This is a genomic window from Chania multitudinisentens RB-25 (assembly GCF_000520015.2).
Taxonomy (GTDB): Bacteria; Pseudomonadota; Gammaproteobacteria; order Enterobacterales; family Enterobacteriaceae; genus Chania; species Chania multitudinisentens.
In genome coordinates this window covers 1248085-1268921 of sequence record NZ_CP007044.2, presented here as the reverse complement: position 1 = coordinate 1268921, position 20837 = coordinate 1248085, and the positions used below count along the sequence as shown (strand labels likewise).

The 20837-nt window shown below is 50.5% G+C and carries 18 protein-coding genes; 9 read left to right on the top strand and 9 right to left on the bottom strand.

What is annotated here, in order from left to right; translation table 11 throughout:
• Nucleotides 1-68: 68 nt before the first annotated feature.
• Both Z042_RS26255 and Z042_RS05475 read left to right on the top strand, forming a co-directional pair.
• Nucleotides 69-314: a lysozyme family protein gene (locus Z042_RS26255; protein WP_162149767.1), complete on the top strand. Its 246-nt coding sequence runs from the start codon at nucleotides 69-71 to the stop codon at nucleotides 312-314.
• On the top strand, nucleotides 265-693 hold the full coding sequence (locus tag Z042_RS05475; protein WP_024914362.1) for a lysozyme inhibitor LprI family protein: 429 nt from the start codon (nucleotides 265-267) through the stop codon (nucleotides 691-693). Before Z042_RS26255 ends, Z042_RS05475 begins: the two co-directional genes overlap by 50 nt.
• Nucleotides 694-993: 300 nt before the next feature.
• Here the strand turns inward: Z042_RS05475 and asd are convergent, their stop codons facing one another.
• Entirely contained in the window at nucleotides 994-2097 is a 1104-nt protein-coding gene (gene asd, locus Z042_RS05470) for an aspartate-semialdehyde dehydrogenase (RefSeq protein ID WP_024914361.1), read from the bottom strand.
• Nucleotides 2098-2276: 179 nt separating this feature from the next.
• Here asd and Z042_RS05465 point away from each other — a divergent pair, with 179 nt between their 5' ends.
• A complete protein-coding gene (locus Z042_RS05465; RefSeq protein ID WP_024914360.1) occupies nucleotides 2277-2870 on the top strand; it encodes a YhgN family NAAT transporter in 594 nt (197 codons plus the stop codon).
• A gap of 43 nt (nucleotides 2871-2913) precedes the next feature.
• On the opposite strand, the gene gntT is transcribed toward Z042_RS05465, so the two are convergent.
• Nucleotides 2914-4230 carry a gluconate transporter gene (gene gntT / locus Z042_RS05460; protein ID WP_024914359.1) on the bottom strand — a complete coding sequence of 439 codons (1317 nt, stop codon included), beginning with the start codon at nucleotides 4228-4230 and terminating at the stop codon, nucleotides 2914-2916.
• A gap of 307 nt (nucleotides 4231-4537) precedes the next feature.
• Between gntT and Z042_RS05455 the strand changes: the two genes are divergently transcribed.
• Complete coding sequence (locus tag Z042_RS05455; RefSeq protein ID WP_024914358.1) at nucleotides 4538-5044, top strand: gluconokinase; 507 nt, start codon at nucleotides 4538-4540, stop codon at nucleotides 5042-5044.
• Nucleotides 5045-5077: 33 nt separating this feature from the next.
• On the opposite strand, the gene gntR is transcribed toward Z042_RS05455, so the two are convergent.
• From gntR to iolD, 5 genes are all read right to left on the bottom strand, one after another.
• On the bottom strand, nucleotides 5078-6073 hold the full coding sequence (gene gntR, locus Z042_RS05450; protein WP_024914357.1) for a gluconate operon transcriptional repressor GntR: 996 nt from the start codon (nucleotides 6071-6073) through the stop codon (nucleotides 5078-5080).
• Nucleotides 6074-6180: 107 nt separating this feature from the next.
• On the bottom strand, nucleotides 6181-6876 hold the full coding sequence (locus tag Z042_RS05445) for a pirin family protein (RefSeq protein ID WP_024914356.1): 696 nt from the start codon (nucleotides 6874-6876) through the stop codon (nucleotides 6181-6183).
• A 330-nt stretch (nucleotides 6877-7206) separates the two neighbouring features.
• The gene (gene iolE / locus Z042_RS05440) at nucleotides 7207-8103 is read right to left on the bottom strand and encodes a myo-inosose-2 dehydratase (RefSeq protein ID WP_024914355.1); all 897 of its coding nucleotides are present in this window, start codon (nucleotides 8101-8103) and stop codon (nucleotides 7207-7209) included.
• Between the two features lie 52 nt (nucleotides 8104-8155).
• Complete coding sequence (gene iolG / locus Z042_RS05435) at nucleotides 8156-9169, bottom strand: bifunctional inositol 2-dehydrogenase/D-chiro-inositol 1-dehydrogenase (RefSeq protein WP_024914354.1); 1014 nt, start codon at nucleotides 9167-9169, stop codon at nucleotides 8156-8158.
• A gap of 50 nt (nucleotides 9170-9219) precedes the next feature.
• On the bottom strand, nucleotides 9220-11160 hold the full coding sequence (gene iolD / locus Z042_RS05430; protein ID WP_024914353.1) for a 3D-(3,5/4)-trihydroxycyclohexane-1,2-dione acylhydrolase (decyclizing): 1941 nt from the start codon (nucleotides 11158-11160) through the stop codon (nucleotides 9220-9222).
• Between the two features lie 533 nt (nucleotides 11161-11693).
• Here iolD and Z042_RS05425 point away from each other — a divergent pair.
• The gene (locus tag Z042_RS05425) at nucleotides 11694-13634 is read left to right on the top strand and encodes a bifunctional 5-dehydro-2-deoxygluconokinase/5-dehydro-2-deoxyphosphogluconate aldolase (RefSeq protein WP_024914352.1); all 1941 of its coding nucleotides are present in this window, start codon (nucleotides 11694-11696) and stop codon (nucleotides 13632-13634) included.
• Nucleotides 13635-13843: 209 nt separating this feature from the next.
• Nucleotides 13844-14680, top strand: coding sequence for a MurR/RpiR family transcriptional regulator (locus Z042_RS05420; RefSeq protein ID WP_024914351.1), 837 nt, complete (start codon nucleotides 13844-13846; stop codon nucleotides 14678-14680).
• Nucleotides 14681-15035: 355 nt separating this feature from the next.
• Here the strand turns inward: Z042_RS05420 and iolB are convergent, their stop codons facing one another.
• Nucleotides 15036-15857: a 5-deoxy-glucuronate isomerase gene (gene iolB, locus Z042_RS05415; RefSeq protein ID WP_024914350.1), complete on the bottom strand. Its 822-nt coding sequence runs from the start codon at nucleotides 15855-15857 to the stop codon at nucleotides 15036-15038.
• Between the two features lie 68 nt (nucleotides 15858-15925).
• A complete protein-coding gene (locus tag Z042_RS05410) occupies nucleotides 15926-17431 on the bottom strand; it encodes a CoA-acylating methylmalonate-semialdehyde dehydrogenase (RefSeq protein WP_024914349.1) in 1506 nt (501 codons plus the stop codon).
• A gap of 436 nt (nucleotides 17432-17867) precedes the next feature.
• On the opposite strand from Z042_RS05410, the gene Z042_RS05405 reads away from it, so the two are divergent.
• The 3 genes from Z042_RS05405 to Z042_RS05395 all read left to right on the top strand — a co-directional run bounded on the left by Z042_RS05405 (nucleotide 17868) and on the right by Z042_RS05395 (nucleotide 20831).
• Nucleotides 17868-18707, top strand: a complete 840-nt coding sequence (locus tag Z042_RS05405) for a TIM barrel protein (RefSeq protein ID WP_024914348.1) — start codon at nucleotides 17868-17870, stop codon at nucleotides 18705-18707.
• Between the two features lie 504 nt (nucleotides 18708-19211).
• Complete coding sequence (locus Z042_RS05400; protein ID WP_024914347.1) at nucleotides 19212-19730, top strand: fimbrial protein; 519 nt, start codon at nucleotides 19212-19214, stop codon at nucleotides 19728-19730.
• Nucleotides 19731-20165: 435 nt separating this feature from the next.
• Entirely contained in the window at nucleotides 20166-20831 is a 666-nt protein-coding gene (locus Z042_RS05395) for a fimbrial biogenesis chaperone (RefSeq protein ID WP_024914346.1), read from the top strand.
• Nucleotides 20832-20837 lie beyond the last annotated feature (6 nt).

Below are 20837 nucleotides of genomic sequence, written 5' to 3'. Positions count from 1 at the left end.
CACATGCGGGTTTAGGTTTAAAGCAGGATATTCTGCTATCGAGAATTTTTACAATGGAGGTTTTATCTATGGAAGATTCAGCCAGCATCGGCGTCAACCGAGGGCATCTTACATTCAATGGGGAAGGTGACAATATCCGGGGTTCACGTAATTACAGCCGCATGATTCATTATCCTAACCGTGATATCTCTGGCGTAACCATCGGCCGAGGTTATGATATGGGAAATCGGTCGCAATCAGAAATTTTCTCAATAGGAAGATACGATGAAAAAATTAATGGCTGTTGTGTTGATCTGCGCACCGTTCTTATCTAATGCTGACCAAAGTACCAACGCGACTATTGAAAATTTGCTGGCCCAAGATCCCTCTGCATGCCAAGGTATAACGCTTGATAATAATTATCCAGGGCTCTTGGATTGCATTACAAAGCTCTCTAGAAACTCAGAAAAAAAGCTGGCGGACAGATTAATCGAAATAAGGCGGGAATTGACTATTCTTGGGGATGCCGAATATGCGGCAGCATTTGAAACTGCACAAAAGTCTTGGGAAATTTATAAAGCTAACTCTTGTGCATACATCACAACAGGGATGGATCGGCAAGGCAGCGCTTATCAGTTTCAGTTTAATTTTTGCAACGCTTCGGAGAATAACCGACGACTAGATACTCTCAAAGAAGAACCCTCAACGAGTTAATTTTAAAACCTCAAACGGTAAAATAGTGAAAACAAAAAATACTCGCTAATGATTCATAAAATAATCTTTTTATCACATCCATACCTTCCAGGTATTTTAATCACAGCTTCAGCTGTTAGCTTCGCCATGAATTTAATATTTTTACTACTTCAGTTAAAATCTGATTCGTTAAGCTTGGTAAGGGGAAACCTGCCCCTTACCCTTTCTTATTTATCTGGAGCGTTTGCACTTAGCACCCGGTAACAGTTCGCCTGTCCCAAGCGGCTGCCATGCCCCTTGTCACTGCCTATTACCACAATTTTAAAGCAGAATACGCAGCATACGGCGCAGCGGTTCAGCGGCTCCCCATAACAGCTGATCGCCAACGGTAAACGCAGAGAGATAATCCGGCCCCATATTCAGCTTGCGCAGGCGGCCGACCGGCGTATTCAGCGTGCCAGTCACCGCCGCAGGCGTTAACTCACGCATGGTCACTTCGCGATCGTTCGGGATCACTCGCACCCAATCGTTGTGCGCTGCAAGCATTTGTTCGATCTCCGGCAGCGGCACATCCTTTCTCAGCTTCAGAGTAAATGCCTGGCTATGGCAACGCAGTGCACCCACGCGAACACATAAGCCATCGACAGGAATAATGGCAGAGGTGTTGAGGATCTTGTTGGTTTCCGCCTGGCCTTTCCACTCTTCGCGGCTCTGGCCGTTGTCTAACTGCTTATCGATCCACGGGATCAGGCTGCCAGCCAAAGGAACACCAAAATTATCGGTCGGCAACTTGCCGGAACGAGTCGCTTCAGTGACCTTACGCTCAATGTCCAGAATAGCCGAGGCTGGATTCTGCAACTCTTTCGCCACGTCAGCATGCAACATCCCCATCTGAGTCAGCAATTCACGCATGTGCCGCGCACCGCCGCCAGATGCTGCCTGATACGTGGCCACTGATGCCCACTCCACCAGATTATTGGCGAACAGGCCACCCAATGACATCAACATCAGGCTGACCGTGCAGTTACCTCCAACAAATGTCTTGATCCCTTTATTCAGCCCTTCCTGAATCACCTTGTGGTTCACCGGGTCAAGGATGATAATGGCGTCATCCTGCATACGCAGCGAGGAAGCAGCGTCGATCCAGTAGCCATTCCAGCCGGTTTCACGCAGCTTTGGATAGATTTCATTGGTGTAATCACCGCCTTGGCAGGTAATAATAATATCGAGTGCGCTCAATGCCTCAACATCATAGGCATCCTGCAACGTGCCCTGTTGGCCGCCGAAGGCTGGTGCAGCAGCGCCGTGCTGCGAAGTGGAGAAAAATACCGGGCGAATGGTGTCAAAATCGCGCTCTTCCGCCATGCGTTGCATGAGAACCGAGCCAACCATACCGCGCCAACCGATGAAACCAACGTTTTTCATAATTTACAGTCCTGCCTTGGAGGATAATTAAGTGGTGTGCAATATCTCTCCACCTTACAAAATGTCGGCGCAGGCTCAAAGTTAATTTATTCGATAGCTGAGCGATTCTCAGCAATCCTTCTTATAGCTAGATGTATAAGTAAGGACAATGGGCATATTTTTCAGATGTAGAGGTAATGATGACAGAGATGATTTCGGCCACAGTGCTGTTGTTTTTAATCATGGACCCGCTGGGCAACCTGCCGATTTTCATGTCGGTGCTCAAACATCTGGAACCTCGCCGCCGCCGAGTTGTGCTGATCCGTGAATTGTTGATCGCATTGCTGCTGATGCTGATTTTTCTGTTTGCCGGTGAACGTATTCTGGCGTTTCTCAATCTGCGCACTGAAACCGTGTCGATCTCCGGTGGGATTATCCTGTTCCTGATCGCCATCAAGATGATTTTCCCCTCTCAAGAGGGAAACAGCACCGGCCTTTCTGTCGGGGAAGAACCCTTTCTGGTGCCGCTCGCCATCCCGCTGGTGGCTGGGCCTTCAATTCTGGCTTCGCTGATGCTGCTTTCACACCAGTATCCCAATCAGTTATCACATCTGGTCGTGGCGCTATTGATTGCCTGGGGGCTGTCTGCGGCAATCTTACTGATGTCGAACCTGTTCCTGCGCCTGCTCGGCAGTAAAGGGGTGAGTGCGTTGGAAAGACTGATGGGGTTGATTCTGGTGATGCTCTCCACCCAAATGTTTTTGGACGGCATCAGAGCCTATATGAAACTGTAGCCGCGAGGAGTGCAGCGCTCTGCTGCACTCCTATTGCTAACGCTTAGATCACCATTGCCAACAGCAGGCAACCAATCAGGCCGCAGACTGAAATAATGGTTTCCAATACCGACCAGGACTTGATGGTTTCCATAATGGTCAGGTTGAAATACTCCTTGAACAACCAGAACCCCGGATCGTTGACGTGAGAGAAAATCACGCTGCCAGAACCCACGGCAATCACCATCAGCTCTGGGCTAACGCCCGTGGTGGCAATCAATGGCGCAACAATACCACCTGCGGTAATCGCCGCGACGGTGGCAGAACCCAACGCAATACGCAATATTGCCGCAATCGACCAGGCCATCAGGATTGGTGAAACGGTGCTGCCCTCCATCATGCTGGCAATGTATTTCTCAACCCCACTGTCCACCAGCACTTGCTTGAACGCACCACCACCACCGATGATCAACAGCATCATGGCAATGATTTTGATGGATTCAGTGACCGTTGCCATCACTTCATCCATACTGCGGCCACGGTTCAGGCCGAAGGTGAAAATGGCAATCAATACCGCAATCAGCGTTGCCATCACCGGATCGCCAAAGAACTCCGCGTAGGGCAGAATAGCGTGGCCTTTTGGCAGCACCATTTCCGCCACCGCGCGCAGCGCCATCAAAATAACCGGCACCAGCGAAGTTGCAACACTGACGGCAAAACCGGGCATTTCTTCTTCGGTAAAGGTTTTCGGGTTATACAGCCCTTCAGGAATCGGTTTATCGATGCCTTTCAGGAAACGGGCATAGACCGGGCCCGCCAGAATGACGGTTGGGATCGCCAGCAACGTACCGTACAGCAAAGTTTTACCCATATCAGCATGAAAAATGGTGGCAATCGCGGTCGGGCCTGGGTGCGGCGGCAAGAAACCGTGGGTCACAGAAAGTGCCGCGGCCATTGGCACCCCGACATACAACAGCGGAATTCGCGCAGAGGCAGCGATAGTAAATACCAGCGGCAACAGCAGGACGAAGCCTACTTCATAGAACAAAGCGAAACCCACGGTAAAACCGGTTAGCACGATTGCCCATTGAATATGCTGTTTGCCGAACTTGTCGATCAGGGTAGTCGCGATGCGCTGTGCCCCACCGCAATCTGCCAGCAGTTTACCCAGCATCGCACCGAACCCCATGATCAGCGCCAAGCCCCCCAGCGTGCCGCCGACGCCCGCCTTGATAGAGGTGATGACTTTATCCACTGGCATTCCCTGCATGACACCAACCGCCAGCGCGACCAGAATCAGCGAGATAAACCCGTTCAGTTTTAAGCGGATCATCAGCAGCAGTAGCATGGCTACGCCGACTGCAACAATCACTAATGGCATACTTTTTCTCCAACTATTTTTTTATCGCTTAACCTCTTCGCAGAACCGGCTAAAGAGGGTGTTTTGTTTTAGTTTTACGCCCCTTTGCAGCTAGATACCCAATGGATTTCAAGATGCAGGTAGGCGGCAAGTGAGCGAGTCCCTGGGCATAACCAACTTGAGTGCGATTGAATACAGACGACGGGTCTATCATTTGTGATGATAGTCACACCTCCATTTGTTACCCGTATCATGATACCGGTAACATGATAAGATTCGGAACTATAGACCCAGGCAAAATTCTTATTCTGAGATAGAGATCAAACTTATGGCGGGAAAAAGCATCATCCTAATGGGCGTCTCCGGCAGTGGCAAATCAACGATTGGCGCGGCTGTCGCACGGGAAATCCAGGCAAAATTCATTGATGGCGACGATCTGCATCCACGCGCCAATATCCAGAAAATGGCCAGCGGGCAACCGCTGAATGACCAAGATCGAACGCCTTGGCTGCAACGCCTCAATGATGCGGCCTACAGCCTGAACCACAAAAATGAAACCGGGATTATCGTCTGTTCCGCGCTGAAACGCCGCTATCGCGATTTGTTGCGCAAAGACAACGAAAACATGGTGTTTATTTACCTCAAGGGTAGTTTCGATGTGATTCTGGCACGCCTGAAAGCACGCTCTGGGCATTTTATGCCAAGCGATCTGCTGAAAAGCCAGTTTGAAGCCTTGGAAGAACCTGGAACCGATGAGAAAGATGTCATCAGTATTGATATCGATACGAATATCGAAAGCGTGGTCAGCCGTTGTGTGGCTGCATTAAAGCAATAGATAAACTAAGGGCGCAAACCAATGCGCCCGGTTTCAGATACTGCCGCCGGGGATCACGGTGAAACCGACATCAACCATGCGTGGGCCAACCGTTTCACCGCGCAAACGTGCCAGCAGGCGTTCTGCACCAATTTGCCCCATCTGCTCACGCGGCGTCAGCACGCTCGCCAGCTTCGGCACCATCACCTGGCCGATATCATGGCCGTGGAAACCGGCAATCGCCATATCCTGTGGGATCGCAAGCCCCTGACGCTGGCACTCAAACGCGGCACCAATCGCCAAATCATCGTTAGTGCAAAAAATACTGTCAATCTGCGGATAATCGCGCTGCGCCTCCAGCAACAGCTCACCACCGGCGGAATAGGAAGAAGAACGCGCGGTCATGATACTGCGGGGTTCAAGCCCGGATTCACGCATCGCCTGTTCATAACCCTGCTGTTTGATAATGGTTCGTTCATCCTGGCGCGCGCCGAGATACACCACATGGCGATAACCGCGAGCGATAATATGCTGGGTCATCTGGCGGGCGGCTTCAAAGTTGTTGAACCCGACTGCCAGATCGATGCACGGTGATACGCAGTCCATCAGCTCTACTACCGGGATGCCTGCCACTGCGATCATCTTTAACGTGCGTGGAGTGTGATGGCGTTCGGAGAGAATCAGCCCATCAATGTTGTAAGACAGCAAGGAGGTCAGACGTTCTTCCTCACGCTCCGGTAGATAACCATAGTGCGCCAGCATGGTCTGATAATTATGCGCATCGGTCACACTTTCAATGCCACGCAGCACTTCGGCAAAAACCTGGTTGGTCAGCGATGGCAGCAACACACCAATAGCACGGCTGGTCGAATTGGAAAGAATATCTGGGGCACGGTTGGGGATATAGCCAAGCTCATCCAGAGCCACCGCAATTTTCTGCTGCAAAGCGGCAGAAACCTGATCGGGGTTACGCAAATAACGGCTTACCGTCATTTTAGTGACGCCAACCTGATCTGCAACATCTTGGAGCACTGGCCGTTTTTTCTTCATTATCAATGAACTGGCTAACCGTGAATGGGTAGCCAGTTTAGCAAAAAAAACCACAAGCTGATATTGCTGCTAAGGAAAAGGGTTCAGCACGCTGAACCCTGACTCAATTATACCGGCGGCAAATCGAACAACAATATTTCGCTTTCTGCATCGGCATGAATCGACAGCGCCGTTTCATCCCACACCGCAAACGCATCGCTGGCACCGGCTTGGTGGCCGTTGATAGTAATATTGCCGTGCACTACCTGAACCCAGACTCGGCGGCCTGCCTGGATCGGGTAAACCGACTGCTCATCTTTTTTCAGCGCCCAGCGCGACAGCGTCATATCCTGGAACACTTTCAGCGAACCTTCACGGGCATCCGGTGACAGCACCAGTTGGCGCCCCTGCGGTGCATCAAACATACGCTGTTCATAGCGCGGCGCCAGCCCAACCTGCTCTGGGATAATCCAGATCTGATAAAGATGCAGTGGCCGATCATGATTAGCATTGTACTCAGAATGACGAATCCCGGTTCCTGCACTCATGATCTGGAACTCACCGGCATGAATCTGCTCTTTATTCCCCATACTATCCTGATGTTCTACTGTGCCACTCAGCACATAGGTCAGAATCTCCATATCTTTATGCGGGTGCGTACCAAACCCTTGGCCTGCATCAATCACATCTTCATTAATCACACGCAGTGCCGAAAACCCCATAAAATCAGGATCGTAGTAGTCTGCAAATGAGAAGGTGTGCCAGCTATCCAGCCAACCATGATTGGCGTGACCGCGATCTTTTGCTTGACGTAAATAAATCATATTCAATTCTCCTCAATGTTTTTTACAGTCTAGTCCTGGCAGCAGAATAAGAAAGCGTAAAAATCTCATCCCTCTGTTCAAGAAATCAGACAGAGTTTTCGGGAGAATCGTGGAGAAGTGCGTTGAATCAGCAAGCAAAAATGGGCAAAAAAAAAGCCAGCACCCGAGCTGGCTAAATAAACACTGGAAGCAATGTGAGCAATGTCGTGCCTTCAAGCGACAGTATCAAAGGTTGATGCTCTCCCTTGAACGCATGACAATAATAATCATTATCATTCGCACTTGTAAAGCGTTTTTTTTGAACTTACGAAAATGCCTAACCATGCTGGTTCAAAGGCCTGCCGTTTCACGGATATAGCGGCGTGCTTTCACCGCGTACTCAAACGGGTTGGCGATTGCCGGATCCTGCTCAGCTTCTACCACCATCCAGCCGCGATAACCCTGTTCATCCAGCAGTTTAAATACTGGGCGAAAATCGATTACGCCATCCCCCGGCACGGTAAAGGTGCCTTTTTTCACCCCATCAAGAAAACTCAGTTGCTTGGCCTTCACTTCGGCAACCACATCATCACGCACATCTTTCAAATGCACATGATTGATACGCGGCAGATATTTTTCCAGGATCGCCAACATTGCCTGCTGGCTCCCTTCGGAGTAGTAAGCGTGCCCGGTATCAAACAACAGATAAACATCCTTATTCACCATGTTCATATACCGGTCGATCTCTTCCGCCGTCTGGATACCGGTGCCCATATGGTGGTGCAGGCACACCTGCATGCCTTTACTGGCCGCAATCTTCGCCAGTTCGTTGTAGCCCGCAGCAACGCGCTGCCACTCTTCATCACTAAAGCAGGGTTTCTCTGCAAACACACTTTTGCTGGTGCCCTGAATACTGCGGCTTTGCTCAGAACAACCGATTACCTTCGCGCCCATGGCATGCAGGAAATTCATATGATTAACAAATTCATCAATGGTTTTTTCTTGCAGACCATCGGCAAAGAAGGTGCTGAACCAGGCATTGCAAATCTGGATACCACGAATATCCAGCATCGGTTTCAGTACCTTGGGATCGCGCGGGTATTTGCTGCCCACTTCACAACCGGTAAAACCCGCCAATGCCATTTCGCTCACGCACTGCTGGAAAGTGTTTTCTTTCCCTAACTCAGGCATATCGTCATTCGTCCAGCCTATCGGGGCGATGGCCAGTTTTACGTTATCTTGATTCATTTTCAGCCTCAGTAATTGGTGAATATCCACGAGCCTGCACCGCTCTACTCCTTTATTGGCCGTAAAAACCGGGCCGCGCAGGTAATGCCACCGGCACCACTTCCCCACTGAGTTGGGCAGCAATACAGGCATCTGCGGTTACTGCGGCGGCATAGCCATCCCAGGCGGAAGGGCCGGTCAGTTGGCCTGCCAGGACATCATTGATAAAGCTTTGCAGTTCAACGTCATAAGCATCAATAAAACGCTCTTTCCAATCGGTCAGGATTTCTGTGGAAAGCTTGGCACCGCTGCGCATTTGCACAGAAGAAGGTTCCGGTAATTTTGCAATACCGGTTTCACCGACAATTTCGCACTGAATATCGTAGCCGTACTGGCAGTTAACAAAAATCTCCACGTCAATGCGGGTGCCTTTGGCGGTTTCAAGCAGCACAATCTGCGGATCTTTAAGGTGAGAATATGCTTTAGAAGATTTACGCGGAAAGATGACTTGCACAGAAACATACTCATCATCCAACAACCAACGTAGTACATCGATTTCGTGGATCAGGGTATCGGTAATCGCCATATCCGTCGTGTAGGCTTCGCCAACCGTCGGGTTACGGTGTGCGCAGTGCAGCATCAGCGGCTCACCGATTTGCCCGCTGGTTAATACCTGTTTCAATGCGCGATAGCCCTGGTCATAGGGGCGCATAAAACCCACCTGCACCAGACGTTTACCGTATTTAGCCTCGGCCTCAACGATGTTTTTACACCCCTGCGCGGTCACCGCCAGCGGCTTCTCACAAAATACCGGTTTACCCGCAGCAATGGCGGCAAGCACAAACTCCTCATGGCTCGGCCCCCATGAGGTCACCAGCACCGCCTGCACATCGGTAGCCTGGATCAGTTCATGACCATTGGCGTACACTTGCGCATCCAGATTCAGTTCATTGACTACCTTGGCCGCGTTATCACGGTTAATATCATTCACCGCAACGATACGGCCACCCTGTAACACCTGACTGCAACGGCGAATATGATCTCTGCCGATGGCTCCAGTACCAATAACCCCAATGTTCAATGTCATTTTCGCTATCCTCATGGATATATTTACGGCAGACGCAAGGTCTGGGAATGTTAATAGTCACGGGCTTTAGCAATGTTTTCTTGCTGCTTACGAGTGATGGCGACAATTTTTTCATTTGCGGCCACTTGGGCCCCACCTACGCGCCACCAGCTGAGATAGTTGTGCACCATGGTTTTTGGCAACACTTTGATATCCAGCAGGGTAGAAACCTGCTGTTTGCGGGCATCGCCCAGCGCCTCGATTAACTGCTGTTCATCGGTCACGCTGTAGGTTTTGCAACCGTAAGCCGCCGCCAGCATGGCAAAGTTTACCGGCACCAGTCCGCCATCCAGTTTGCTACCCTGCGGGTTGCGGAAGCGGAATTCGGTGGTGTAACTGCCCATGCCGTTACCCATTTGCAGATTGTTGATGCAGCCATTGGCCATGTTGTCGAACAGCAATACGTTGATTTTGCAGCCTTCTTGAATTGAAGTGACCAGTTCGGAATGCAGCATCATGAACGAACCATCACCGACCATGGCATACACTTCACGCTGCGGTTCGGCGAGCTTCACCCCTAAAGCGGCGTTAACTTCATAGCCCATGCAGGAATAACCATATTCCACGTGATAACCGCGCTCACTGCGGTTCTGCCATACACGCTGCAAATCACCCGGCAGGCTGCCAGCGGCGGCCACAATGATGCCGTCTTGCGGCAGATGCTGATTCAGCACCCCTAACACACGGCTTTGAGTCAACACCGAACCGGTTTTTTCAATAAATTCAGCAAACACGCGTTCACGATCGAGAGAATCGTCGATTTCTGGCACAAAACCTGCGCCGGTATAGTGCACCTGGTAAACCCGTGCGGTTTCTTTCTGCTGCTCACCAAGCGCATGGCCGATGGCATCACCCCAGCCTGAACGATAGCCGGCCTGTTCCAGCAATTTACTCAAGGAATCCAGCGCTTCACGGGCATCAGCCAACACCTGTACTCCATCCAGTTTGCCCGCATCAAACGCACTGACGTTAATATTAAGAAAGGCAACCTCTGGGTGCTGAAACAGCCACTTTGATGAGGTGGTAAAATCGGTATAACGCGTGCCAACGCCAATCACCACATCGGCCTGTTTTGCCAGCTGGTTTGCCGCCAGGCAGCCCGTTTCGCCGATCCCCCCCACGTTGTAAGGGTGATCTGAGGGCACCGCCCCTTTTCCGGCCTGAGTTTCTGCAAATGGAATATGAAACTGTTCAGCAAACTGCTGCAAAACCTGCCCTGCCAGTGAGTACTGTACGCCACCGCCACAAACCAGTAGCGGCTTGCGCTTGCCCACCAACAGCGCTAACGCATCGGCCAACATGCCTGCGGTTGCCGGGCGGCGATCAAGGCGATGTATCCGTTTCTGGAAAAAATAGTCCGGGTAATCGTAGGCTTCCCCCTGCACGTCCTGCGGTAAGCACAGCGTGACGGCCCCGGTCTCTGCCGGATCGGTCAGCACCCGCATGGCATTAATGCAGGCACTCATCAGCTGCTCCGGGCGCACGATGCGATCCCAATATTTGCTGACAGCGCGAAAGGCATCGTTGGTACTGATGCTGAGATCGTAGGATTGTTCGATCTGTTGCAGCACCGGATCAGGTTGGCGTGAGGCATACACATCACCCGGTAGCAGCAATAAAGGAATGCGGTTAGCCGTGGCAGTGGCGGCGGCAGTAATCATATTGGCGGCACCAGGGCCAACGGATGCGGTACAGGCATAAATCTGCCGGCGAAGTTTCTGTTTGGCAAAACCGGTGGCGGCATGCGCCATCCCTTGTTCGTTACGCCCCTGGTGCACCAGCAGATCGCCACTGCCTTGTTCCAATGCCTGCCCCAGGCCAAGCACGTTGCCGTGGCCAAATATCGCGAAAATGCCTTTTACGAACTTGGTTTCCACACCATCCGCCAGCAGATACTGATTATCGAGAAATCTGACGAGTGCCTGTGCCATGGTTAACTTGATCTTACCCATTTACTCACCCTTTCGCTTAGCGTTATCCGTAGGTGCCCAGCCCTGATGTTAAACATCTCTAGGCTATCCGGCCTGAGAAAGGCCGTTTTATATACTGCCTATTCAGTGTGGCAACATGAAACGTGCACCGATTATAAACAAATATATTTTCCATAAAATATAACAACAGAAAAAATATTTCATTTTGCGATAATGATCGCATAACAACAAACCCAAAAAACAGTTAATTTGATTTTAATTCAATTAGTTAATCAATATTCTCAACCATGGAAATGGGCAAAGGCTCGCTTATTGCATTGCCACGACCGTCAGTTTTATGACTACGTTCGATACATTCTGTTGATTGATGTTTACAGGCGTTTGTCCCATAACAGTACCGTTTTATGGCTTCTATGCCGGGCTGTACTTGGGTTTACATAAAAATCAATTTTTTGGGATATCAATTTCATTCATTGTTGAAATTGAAATTTTTATTCCTCATACTTTAACATCGGGTCGCAGTTGGGTTTTGCTTAATACAGAAGGAAGCGGGTATGGCTACACAACACAAGCAGCTAGATGTCATCTGCCTCGGGCGTATCGCTGTCGATTTCTATGCGCAACAAATCGGTGCACGCCTGGAAGATGCCAGCACATTCGCCAAATATCTTGGGGGGTCCTCCGGTAACGTGGCCTACGGCACCGCTATTCAAGGGCTAAAATCCGGCATGCTGGCCCGCGTGGGGGATGAGCATATGGGCCGTTTCCTGCGCGAAGAACTCCAGCGCGTCGGGGCCGATACACAGTGCCTGATCACCGACCAACAGCGCCTGACCGGGCTGGTGATCCTTGGCATCAAGGATCAGGAAACCTTCCCGCTGATTTTCTACCGTGAAAACTGTGCCGATATGGCTCTCACGCCCGACGATATTGATGAAAACTACATTGCCTCATCGCGGGCGCTGGCGATTACCGGCACCCATCTGTCACACCCGCATACCCGTGCTGCGGTACTGAAAGCGCTGGAATATGCGCGCCGCCATGGGTTGCGCACTGTATTGGATATTGATTACCGCCCGGTGCTGTGGGGGCTGGCAGCATTGGGAGATGGCGAAACCCGCTTTGTGGCATCAGAAAAAGTTACTCGCGAATTGCAGGAGGTGCTGCACCATTTTGATCTGATTGTGGGAACCGAAGAGGAATTTCATATTGCAGGTGGCAGCACAGATACGTTGCTCGCACTGCAAAACGTGCGCCAAGCCACCCACGCGACGTTGGTGTGCAAACGCGGGGCGCAGGGATGTTCAGTTTTTACAGGGGCCATTGCTGAAAACTGGCAGCAGGTCAAACTCCATTCTGGCGTGCGGGTTGATGTGTTGAACGTGCTGGGTGCGGGGGATGCCTTTATGTCTGGCCTGTTACGCGGCTACCTCAACGACGAGGGTTGGGATCAAGCCTGCCGCTATGCCAATGCCTGCGGCGCACTGGTGGTATCGCGCCATGGTTGCGCACCGGCTATGCCGACCAAACAGGAACTGGATGATTATCTGCAACGTGAACAGGAAGTGAAACGCCCGGATCGCGATGTACGCCTGAACCATTTGCACCGGGTGACCACGCGTAAACAGCAATGGCCCGAGCTGTGCGTTTTTGCTTTTGACCATCGCAAACAGTTGGCGGATATGGCACATCAAGCGGGGGTCAGTACCGATCGCCTTCCCCGGTTAAAAACCCTGCTCTTGGCCGCAGCCCAGGCAGCGGCGGCTGAAAGTGGCCTCAAGGGCAATAGCGGTATTCTGGCGGATACCACCTATGGCCAGGCAGCGCTGAACGCCATCACCGGCCAGGGATGGTGGATTGGTCGCCCGGTAGAATTGCCAAGTTCACGCCCATTACGGTTGGAATACGGCAATATCGGTTCACAATTGCTTGATTGGCCGCAGGAACATGTCGTGAAATGCCTGGTGTTTTATCATCCGCACGATGCGGCGGAACTGCGCCACGCCCAGGATGAAATGATTACCGATGTTTATCGTGGCTGCTGCAAATCCGGCCATGAACTGCTGCTGGAAGTTATTTTACCGGGGAACAATACCGATAAACAGGAGCACTATTACCTGGAAATGCTGGAGCATTTTTACCAGATCGGCATCCAGCCGGATTGGTGGAAGCTGCCACCGCTGAGCGCAGCCAACTGGCAAAAAGTAGGTGCCTTGATTGAAACCCATGATCCGTTCTGCCGGGGCGTGCTGATTCTGGGGTTGGATTCATCGGTAGAAACTCTGAAAGCCGGTTTTGCCGCCGCCGCAGATGCCCATTGGGTGAAGGGATTCGCCGTTGGCCGCACCATCTTTGGCCCTCCTTCGCGCTTGTGGTTACAGGGCGAGATCGATGATGCAGTGTTAATTGAACAGGTGAAACAGAAATACCTGACATTAATCGGCTTCTGGCGGCTCTATCGCCCGCAACCCAATGCAAGAGCCCCTCTTTGCTAAACCTGGTCAATGCGAGTGAATCGTCCCCTTAGAGTGATTTTCGCTGCTTTAAGGGGCATTTTTGCCGAATTTTTGTGAAGTAACGCAGCTTGCAACGAAATAAATCGCTTTTTGAAGAAATGAAATTTCCACTCCATCTGTTAGAATAGCCTGTCAATAATTCAGGCATATAAACCGATACGCCCTCTCCCCTACTGCGAGCAGAATGGATGAATAACCCGACTCAACTTTCGCTGTTACAAGACGAAATCCGCCACCGTTATGAAACGCTCAGCAAGCGTTTGAAACAGGTGGCTCGCTATATTTTAGATAACAGTAACAGCATTGCTTTCGATACCGTTGCTTCCATTGCCGCACAGGCCAGCGTTCCCCCCTCCACCTTGATTCGGTTTGCCAACGCCTTTGGCTTCAGTGGCTTTAACGAAATGAAACAGGTTTTTCGCCAACACCTGATGGAGGAAACGGTCAACTACACGGAACGCGCGCGCCTGTTCCGCCAGACCGCCACCGACGATAGCGTCGCGCCGGAAAAACCCGCCGAAATCCTCAACGTTTTCACCATGGTCAATGCGCAGGCGTTGCAACAGTTGGCGATGCAAATCAGCGCCGAACAGCTAGATCGCGCCATCGAATTATTGAATAACGCGGAAAATATCTATGTGATCGGCCTACGCCGCTCGTTCAGCGTCGCTTCTTATCTGACGTATGCTTTGCGCCACCTTGAAAGGCGCGCATTTCTGATCGACGGATTGGGCGGTATGTTTACCGAGCAGCTCAGTATGGTGAAACCCAAAGATGTGGTGATCGCCATCAGCTATTCACCCTATGCCAAAGAAGCGATAGAACTGGTGGAGCTTGGTGCCAAACAGGGCGCACAACAGATTGCCATTACCGACAGCCAGGTCAGCCCGTTGGCCGCTTTCAGCGATGTCTGCTTTGTGGTGCGTGAAGCGCAGGTGGATGGGTTCCGCTCACAGGTGGCCTCAATGTGCCTGGCGCAAACGCTGGCGGTATCACTGGCGCTGAATAATGCGAAAGATCTGTAACGCATTGAAAACATTGTGCACAGTAACGGACTACAATTTGCCACGGAAGTGAGGGTGGCAAGTCGCGGTATGAGTGCGCCATTTGGTGGATTATTGATCGCGCATGGGATCAATAACATAGTTAAGAATGGATATTTCCTCCTCTATCGGGAAAGTTATACTAAGTCTTGATATGCAATCTTCAATGCCTGCAACTTATTGTTAATTCGGGATATCAGCACAAACCCGCTATTCCTAGTCATGTTGTTATCAAAATTGAAAACCTGAATCCCGAAATTCATTTATATAACCGGTGCGTTATATGTTCGCCTGATGATGGGTTGACCCCGGCCGCCTTTCACTGACGATGTTCATTTTATTTCTGCGGTGAATAATCCTCACCGTTAATCCAGGCATGGTCGTTTTCCCAAGTGAACTTCCACAGGCGTATCGGCCCAGCCATTACGTTGAGGTAATAACTGTCGTACCCCGCCAGCGTGGCAACAGGGTGGTAGCCACGAGGGACTTTCACCACATCACGGTCATAGACCGGCATACACTCATCCAGTGAACGATCGTCGGTATACACGCGTTGGAGGCAAAAACCCTGCTCCGGGTTAAGCCGGTGGTAATAGGTTTCTTCCAGATAGGTTTCATCTGGTGAACCTTCCTGATCGTGCTTATGGCTGGGATAGGAGCTGGTATTGCCCTCATCGGTATAGACCTCCACCACCAGCAGGCTGTTGGCGGGGGCGCTGTCCGGCAGGATATTATGTACCAACCGCTGGTTGCGCCCTTTGCCACGCCGCTCAACGCCAACGTCTGCCGGAGCGATCAGGCGTGAAGGCAAATCGCCTTTACCCGGTGCGCGGCATACCGCCAGTTCCAGATCGCTTTCAGCCATGATTTCGGCACGATCGTGATGCGGAACATAAACGGCATAAGGCGGAATGCGTTCGAACGGGCTCATGCGTTTACCAATATGCGGATATTCCGCCCGCAAAGTCGCCACCGAGGCAATGCCTGCTATCAGCACCAGACACAATTCTTCCTCACCGCTTGCCAGCCGCAGCGACTGCCCTGCCTGCAAGCGGTAAACCTCAAACCCGACATAGCGCCAGCCTGCATTTTCCGGCGTGATATGCTGAATACGCCCTTGCCTATCCGGCTGCTGGCATTTAGCTAATAATGAAGACATGCACCTTCTCCTTGTATTCCTGTGGAACCGACTCTGGGGAATAACAGCTTCGGCATGCCTGGCACGGATTATCCCAACGTGGGCATACTGTATTCAGATACCGTTTGCTGGCCCGTTGGCCAACGAGCGGTAGCGGTTTTCATGCGGGTATAGAATCGCACACCATCCGTACCATGTACGTTAAGCGCGCCGAATACCGAACGTTTCCAGCCGCCAAAGCTATGGAAAGCCGTCGGAACCGGCACAGGAACATTAACCCCGACCATCCCGGCCTGGACTTCATATACAAACTGGCGAGCGTAGTGACCATTGCGGGTAAAAATAGCACTGCCGTTGCCGAATTCATGGCCATTCACTGTGTCAATAGCCGTCTTATAATCCGGTACGCGCACAATGCCTAATACCGGCCCAAAGATCTCTTCACGGTAAATACGCATATCAGGCGTAACGTTATCAAACAGCGTACCGCCAACGTAATACCCCTGCGGGCAGCCTGGAACCTGATAATGGCGGCCATCAACCACCAGCGTAGCGCCCTCTTCCACGCCTAGGTCGATATACCCCAGCACTTTTTTCTGATGAGCCGCTGAGATAAGCGGCCCCATTTCATTTTCCTCTCCCCCCTGCTGCATGCCTGGGCCAATGCGCAATTGAGCAATCAGGGGTTTTAGCTTGGCAATCAGCTTATCGGCCGTGCCATCGCCAACCACTACCGCCACTGGCAGCGCCATGCAGCGCTCGCCAGCGGAACCAAACGCGCCGCCCATCAAGGCATTGACCGTGGCATCCAGATCCGCATCAGGCATCACAATGGCCTGATTCTTCGCTGCGCCAAATGCTTGCACACGTTTGCCGTGGGCACTGGCGGTGGTGTAGATATGTTCGGCAACGCTGGATGAACCAACAAAACTCACCGCCTGAATGCGCGGATCGGTGCACAACAACGCCGCTTCTTCGTTGGCACAGTGCACCACATTGAACACCCCGTCCGGCAAACCCGCTTCTTTTAACAATTGCGCCAGGCGCACTGAAGCGGATGGCACCAGTGCAGGGGGTTTCAGCACAAAGGTATTACCGCAGACCAGTGCGATAGGGAACATCCACATTGGCACCATCGCCGGGAAGTTGAACGGCGTGATCCCAGCCACCACCCCCAACGGTTGCATCAGTGAAAAGCTGTCGATGTCGGTTCCCACATCTGCTGAATATTCCCCCTTGATCAGATGAGGAATACCGCAGGCAAACTCCACCACTTCCATACCACGGGTTAATTCCCCCAACGCGTCGGAATACACTTTGCCATGTTCGTTGACAATCAACCGGGCCAGTTCTTCACGATGCTGCTCCAACAACGCTTTAAAATTGAACATGATACGCGCCCGGCGCAGTGGCGTAGTGCGTGACCAAGGGGTAAACGCCTGATGAGCGGCATCAATCGCCTGTTTCACTTCAGCGGCGGTGCTCTGCGTTACACGGCGTTCCACCTGGCCGGTGGCTGGATTATGCACGTCGGCGGTTTGATTACTGCTGCTCAGGCAAACCTGCCCGCCAATAAAGTTACCCACGGTTTCCATGTTTCACCCTCTGTTAAGTCTGCCATCGTTCCAGGCTGGTTAAATCCTGGCCGGATAAGGCAAACCCTATGTCATTGGAAAAAAAATTTCAAATATAAAATTTTGGAAAAATTATTTTTAGCGAAGAAGATCGCAAATTCACGCAACTCGCCATGACAGGCCTCCCAAGAATCTCACGTTCACTCGCAGAGAAAATAGAGGAATCGCCTTGCAATCAGCGGAAATGAAAAGCCTGTAGGAACAGTAATCTCTGCTTTTTCTGCCACCGCAGCAGGGATCTGCTACGCAAAATATTGCTATGATTTTCTGCATTGATGCTAAATTTTTTGAACCCGATCTAAAAATTAAAATTTCATTATTCATTTAAAACGAAATAAATGTTTTCTATCATCCCAAACCTCAAGCCTAGTTCTCTCTTAACACCCAGGAGCTGTACATGACACCCATTGCGCTCGACCGCTTTTGTATCAATCGTAAAATCGCGCCAAATCTCGATCTGGAGAGTTTTTTCCGCCTGGTGAAAAAGTGCGGGCTCAACAAAGTCGAGCTACGCAACGATATGCCAAACGGTGGTATCACCGGCCACCTCAGCAACGAACAGGCCAATTTGCTGGCCACCGAATATGGTATTGAGATTGTCACCATCAACGCTCTGGGGAAATTCAATCTGCTGCACGATAAGGCGGCATTGTTGGCCAATGCCGAAGCCCTGTTAGCACAGGCGGCGGCGATCCACAGCAAGGCATTGGTGATGTGCCCGTCCTGCGATACGCAGGATCGCCGCAGTGACACGCAAAAGAGAGAAGATACGCTGGAATCGCTGACCTTGCTGGCGCCGCTGTTTAAGCAGTACGGTATTGCAGGCTACGTTGAACCCTTGGGTTTTAGCATGAGTTCTTTACGTTCCTCGTTACTGGCCCAAGCCATTATCCGCGATTCCGGCGCACCCTATAAAATTGTGCTGGATACCTTTCACCATTACCTGAGCGATGTGGCTCAGGCCGCCTTCGATAGCCAGATTCAGGTTGAGCACATTGGATTAGTGCATCTTTCTGGAGTAGAAGATCCTCGCGGCAAAAGTTCTTTGACCGATGAAGAACGCATTATGCTGAGTGAAAAAGATCGTTTGGCAAGTAAAGCGCAAGTACACAATCTGGAGCACTTGGGTTACACAGGATTCTATGCCTTCGAACCCTTTTCTTCACAATTGAATACATGGACAGAAAGCGACATTGAGTACGAGATCCAACGCAGTATTGCACTGTTACAAGAGTAATTGTGGGCTGTATCCCAATGACATCTAAGCGCCACTGGCGGTTAGATGAAGGATACAGCCCAGGATATTTACTTAAATTTTACTTATGAATAGGGATGGGAAAATTAATATTCCGCAAGGTTTATATAAAGATACGAAAAATTCACTCTATATAATTAACTATTCAATGAAGTAATATATTTTAAAACCGGATTTTACAGTATAAAAATCTTTAAATCACTTTCGTTAAATAAACTTAGTCCTAAAAGATCTCTTTGATTATTTTTTGTCTTTACAAAAATTTAAATTTAACTTACAAATCTAGCACAATTAAAAACATCTAAAATGCATGCATCTTTAGTATTAGAATGGTTAGACCTGTTAGTTACCGGTAATGCTGTTTTCTTTCCTATTTTGAGCGCACCGTTTTGGTGAGGAGTATTTACAGCGTTACCCCAAAAATGTTGATAACGGAAACGGTGACGCATGCGCACCTAAAAACTTTCACCAATAAGGATTGTTGTGATGAAGAAAAAATACCTGATGGCTACCACATTAATGGCCGGTCTGGCGTTGTCCAGCACCGCTTTTGCTGCTGATGGCATCATCCATTTTACCGGCAGAGTCGTGGATAACGTCTGTAATGTTTCTCCAACACTGAATGTGATGATGGGTGATATTACCGCTGACCAACTTGGCAACATCGGCTCCTCAAGCGCAGAAAAGAAGTTTGAACTGGTATTGACCGATTGCCCTGCCAGCCTCAACGGTGCCTATGTCAAGTTAGACGGCACCAGAGATGATAAAGACCCAACGGTATTCCAACTTGATAACAGCGGCCAACCCGGCAATGCCAGCGGTATTGGCTTGCAGATCAAAGATGAGACCTCGGTTATTGAACCTGGTGCAATATCTCAATCCTGGCCGTTAGATCCGCTCGCCACCAGCAATACGCTGCCCTTCAGCGCAACCTATAAGGTGACTGACAAAATAACTACCGGTGATGCTAATGTCTCGGTACAGTTCAGCATTCTTTATAATTAATTTCTGAACAGCCATTGATCAGCAGGTGAACTGCTGATCAATGGGGTTAATGTTAATTTTGAAAGGCACTGCGTAGCGGGATTATGTGTCTTTGATTTGGATAACGCTGGGGATCTGATAACGCATTTGGTATTGGGCTTGATGTTTGGGGTAACCATGCGCGTAATATTTTTAATACATGTGTTCCCAACTACAGCAGGGAAATCAGGGGCGATAATAGTATAGAACTTTACGCCGCCTAGGTTTCCTGCCCCACTCGCTCTCCAATGCCGCCCCGCAAATATCGATTACACCGCATTGATGATTTAATTATCTCTTAAGGAAGAGAAAGTCTGACAAATTGGCGATTTATGAGGGAATTCAGAACGTATAGTTTGCTTCTTTCATTCCTCTAGTGGTTTGTATTTGTCTTTATAATTAGGGAAGTCATAAATAATGAAAACGATGTTTATTCTGCTCATTGCAGCCTTGAGTCACTTCAGCGTTCAGGCGGGCGTTATCATCGGCGGTACACGCCTTGTCTATAACGGGGCCCAGAAAGAGGCCACGATCACGGTAAAAAACCCGGACGATATCCCCTATCTGGTGCAGTCCTGGGCCAATACCAAGGTTGAAGGGTCAGAAAAAGCGCCGTTCCTCATCACTCCTCCGCTGTTTCGTTTAGACGGTAAGCAGGAAAACACCCTGCGCGTGATGCGCGTGGCCGGGCAATTACCCGAAGATAAAGAGTCGCTGTTCTGGTTGAGTGTTAAATCAGTTCCTCCTTCCGAAGGAAAAGGCAATCAGTTGCAGATTGCCGTCAGAACCCGTATCAAGCTGATCTACCGGCCTGCCGGTCTGAAAGGTTCTTTGGACGATGCCGCGCGCGCACTGCGCTGGCAGCGCAGTGGCAATACTCTGATGGCCATGAACGACTCCCCTTACTATCTGAGTTTCTATTCCGTGTCGTTGGCGAATGAAAAAATCAAAGAGCCGCAAATGGTCGCCCCAGGCGCATCTATCAGCTATTCCCTGCCTGCCAATGCCTCCGGTAATCTTGTCAACTGGCAGATTATCAATGACTTTGGGGGTATCAGTGAGGTGTATCAGCACGCGTTGTAACGCTTC

What these genes read in the sequence shown, in the direction of transcription:
- Z042_RS26255 (WP_162149767.1), top strand. Translation starts at nt 69, where the DNA reads ATGGAAGATTCAGCCAGCATCGGCGTCAACCGAGGGCATCTTACATTC.
- Z042_RS05475 (WP_024914362.1), top strand. Translation starts at nt 265, where the DNA reads ATGAAAAAATTAATGGCTGTTGTGTTGATCTGCGCACCGTTCTTATCT.
- asd (WP_024914361.1), bottom strand. Translation starts at nt 2,097, where the DNA reads ATGAAAAACGTTGGTTTCATCGGTTGGCGCGGTATGGTTGGCTCGGTT.
- Z042_RS05465 (WP_024914360.1), top strand. Translation starts at nt 2,277, where the DNA reads ATGACAGAGATGATTTCGGCCACAGTGCTGTTGTTTTTAATCATGGAC.
- gntT (WP_024914359.1), bottom strand. Translation starts at nt 4,230, where the DNA reads ATGCCATTAGTGATTGTTGCAGTCGGCGTAGCCATGCTACTGCTGCTG.
- Z042_RS05455 (WP_024914358.1), top strand. Translation starts at nt 4,538, where the DNA reads ATGGCGGGAAAAAGCATCATCCTAATGGGCGTCTCCGGCAGTGGCAAA.
- gntR (WP_024914357.1), bottom strand. Translation starts at nt 6,073, where the DNA reads ATGAAGAAAAAACGGCCAGTGCTCCAAGATGTTGCAGATCAGGTTGGC.
- Z042_RS05445 (WP_024914356.1), bottom strand. Translation starts at nt 6,876, where the DNA reads ATGATTTATTTACGTCAAGCAAAAGATCGCGGTCACGCCAATCATGGT.
- iolE (WP_024914355.1), bottom strand. Translation starts at nt 8,103, where the DNA reads ATGAATCAAGATAACGTAAAACTGGCCATCGCCCCGATAGGCTGGACG.
- iolG (WP_024914354.1), bottom strand. Translation starts at nt 9,169, where the DNA reads ATGACATTGAACATTGGGGTTATTGGTACTGGAGCCATCGGCAGAGAT.
- iolD (WP_024914353.1), bottom strand. Translation starts at nt 11,160, where the DNA reads ATGGGTAAGATCAAGTTAACCATGGCACAGGCACTCGTCAGATTTCTC.
- Z042_RS05425 (WP_024914352.1), top strand. Translation starts at nt 11,694, where the DNA reads ATGGCTACACAACACAAGCAGCTAGATGTCATCTGCCTCGGGCGTATC.
- Z042_RS05420 (WP_024914351.1), top strand. Translation starts at nt 13,844, where the DNA reads ATGAATAACCCGACTCAACTTTCGCTGTTACAAGACGAAATCCGCCAC.
- iolB (WP_024914350.1), bottom strand. Translation starts at nt 15,857, where the DNA reads ATGTCTTCATTATTAGCTAAATGCCAGCAGCCGGATAGGCAAGGGCGT.
- Z042_RS05410 (WP_024914349.1), bottom strand. Translation starts at nt 17,431, where the DNA reads ATGGAAACCGTGGGTAACTTTATTGGCGGGCAGGTTTGCCTGAGCAGC.
- Z042_RS05405 (WP_024914348.1), top strand. Translation starts at nt 17,868, where the DNA reads ATGACACCCATTGCGCTCGACCGCTTTTGTATCAATCGTAAAATCGCG.
- Z042_RS05400 (WP_024914347.1), top strand. Translation starts at nt 19,212, where the DNA reads ATGAAGAAAAAATACCTGATGGCTACCACATTAATGGCCGGTCTGGCG.
- Z042_RS05395 (WP_024914346.1), top strand. Translation starts at nt 20,166, where the DNA reads ATGAAAACGATGTTTATTCTGCTCATTGCAGCCTTGAGTCACTTCAGC.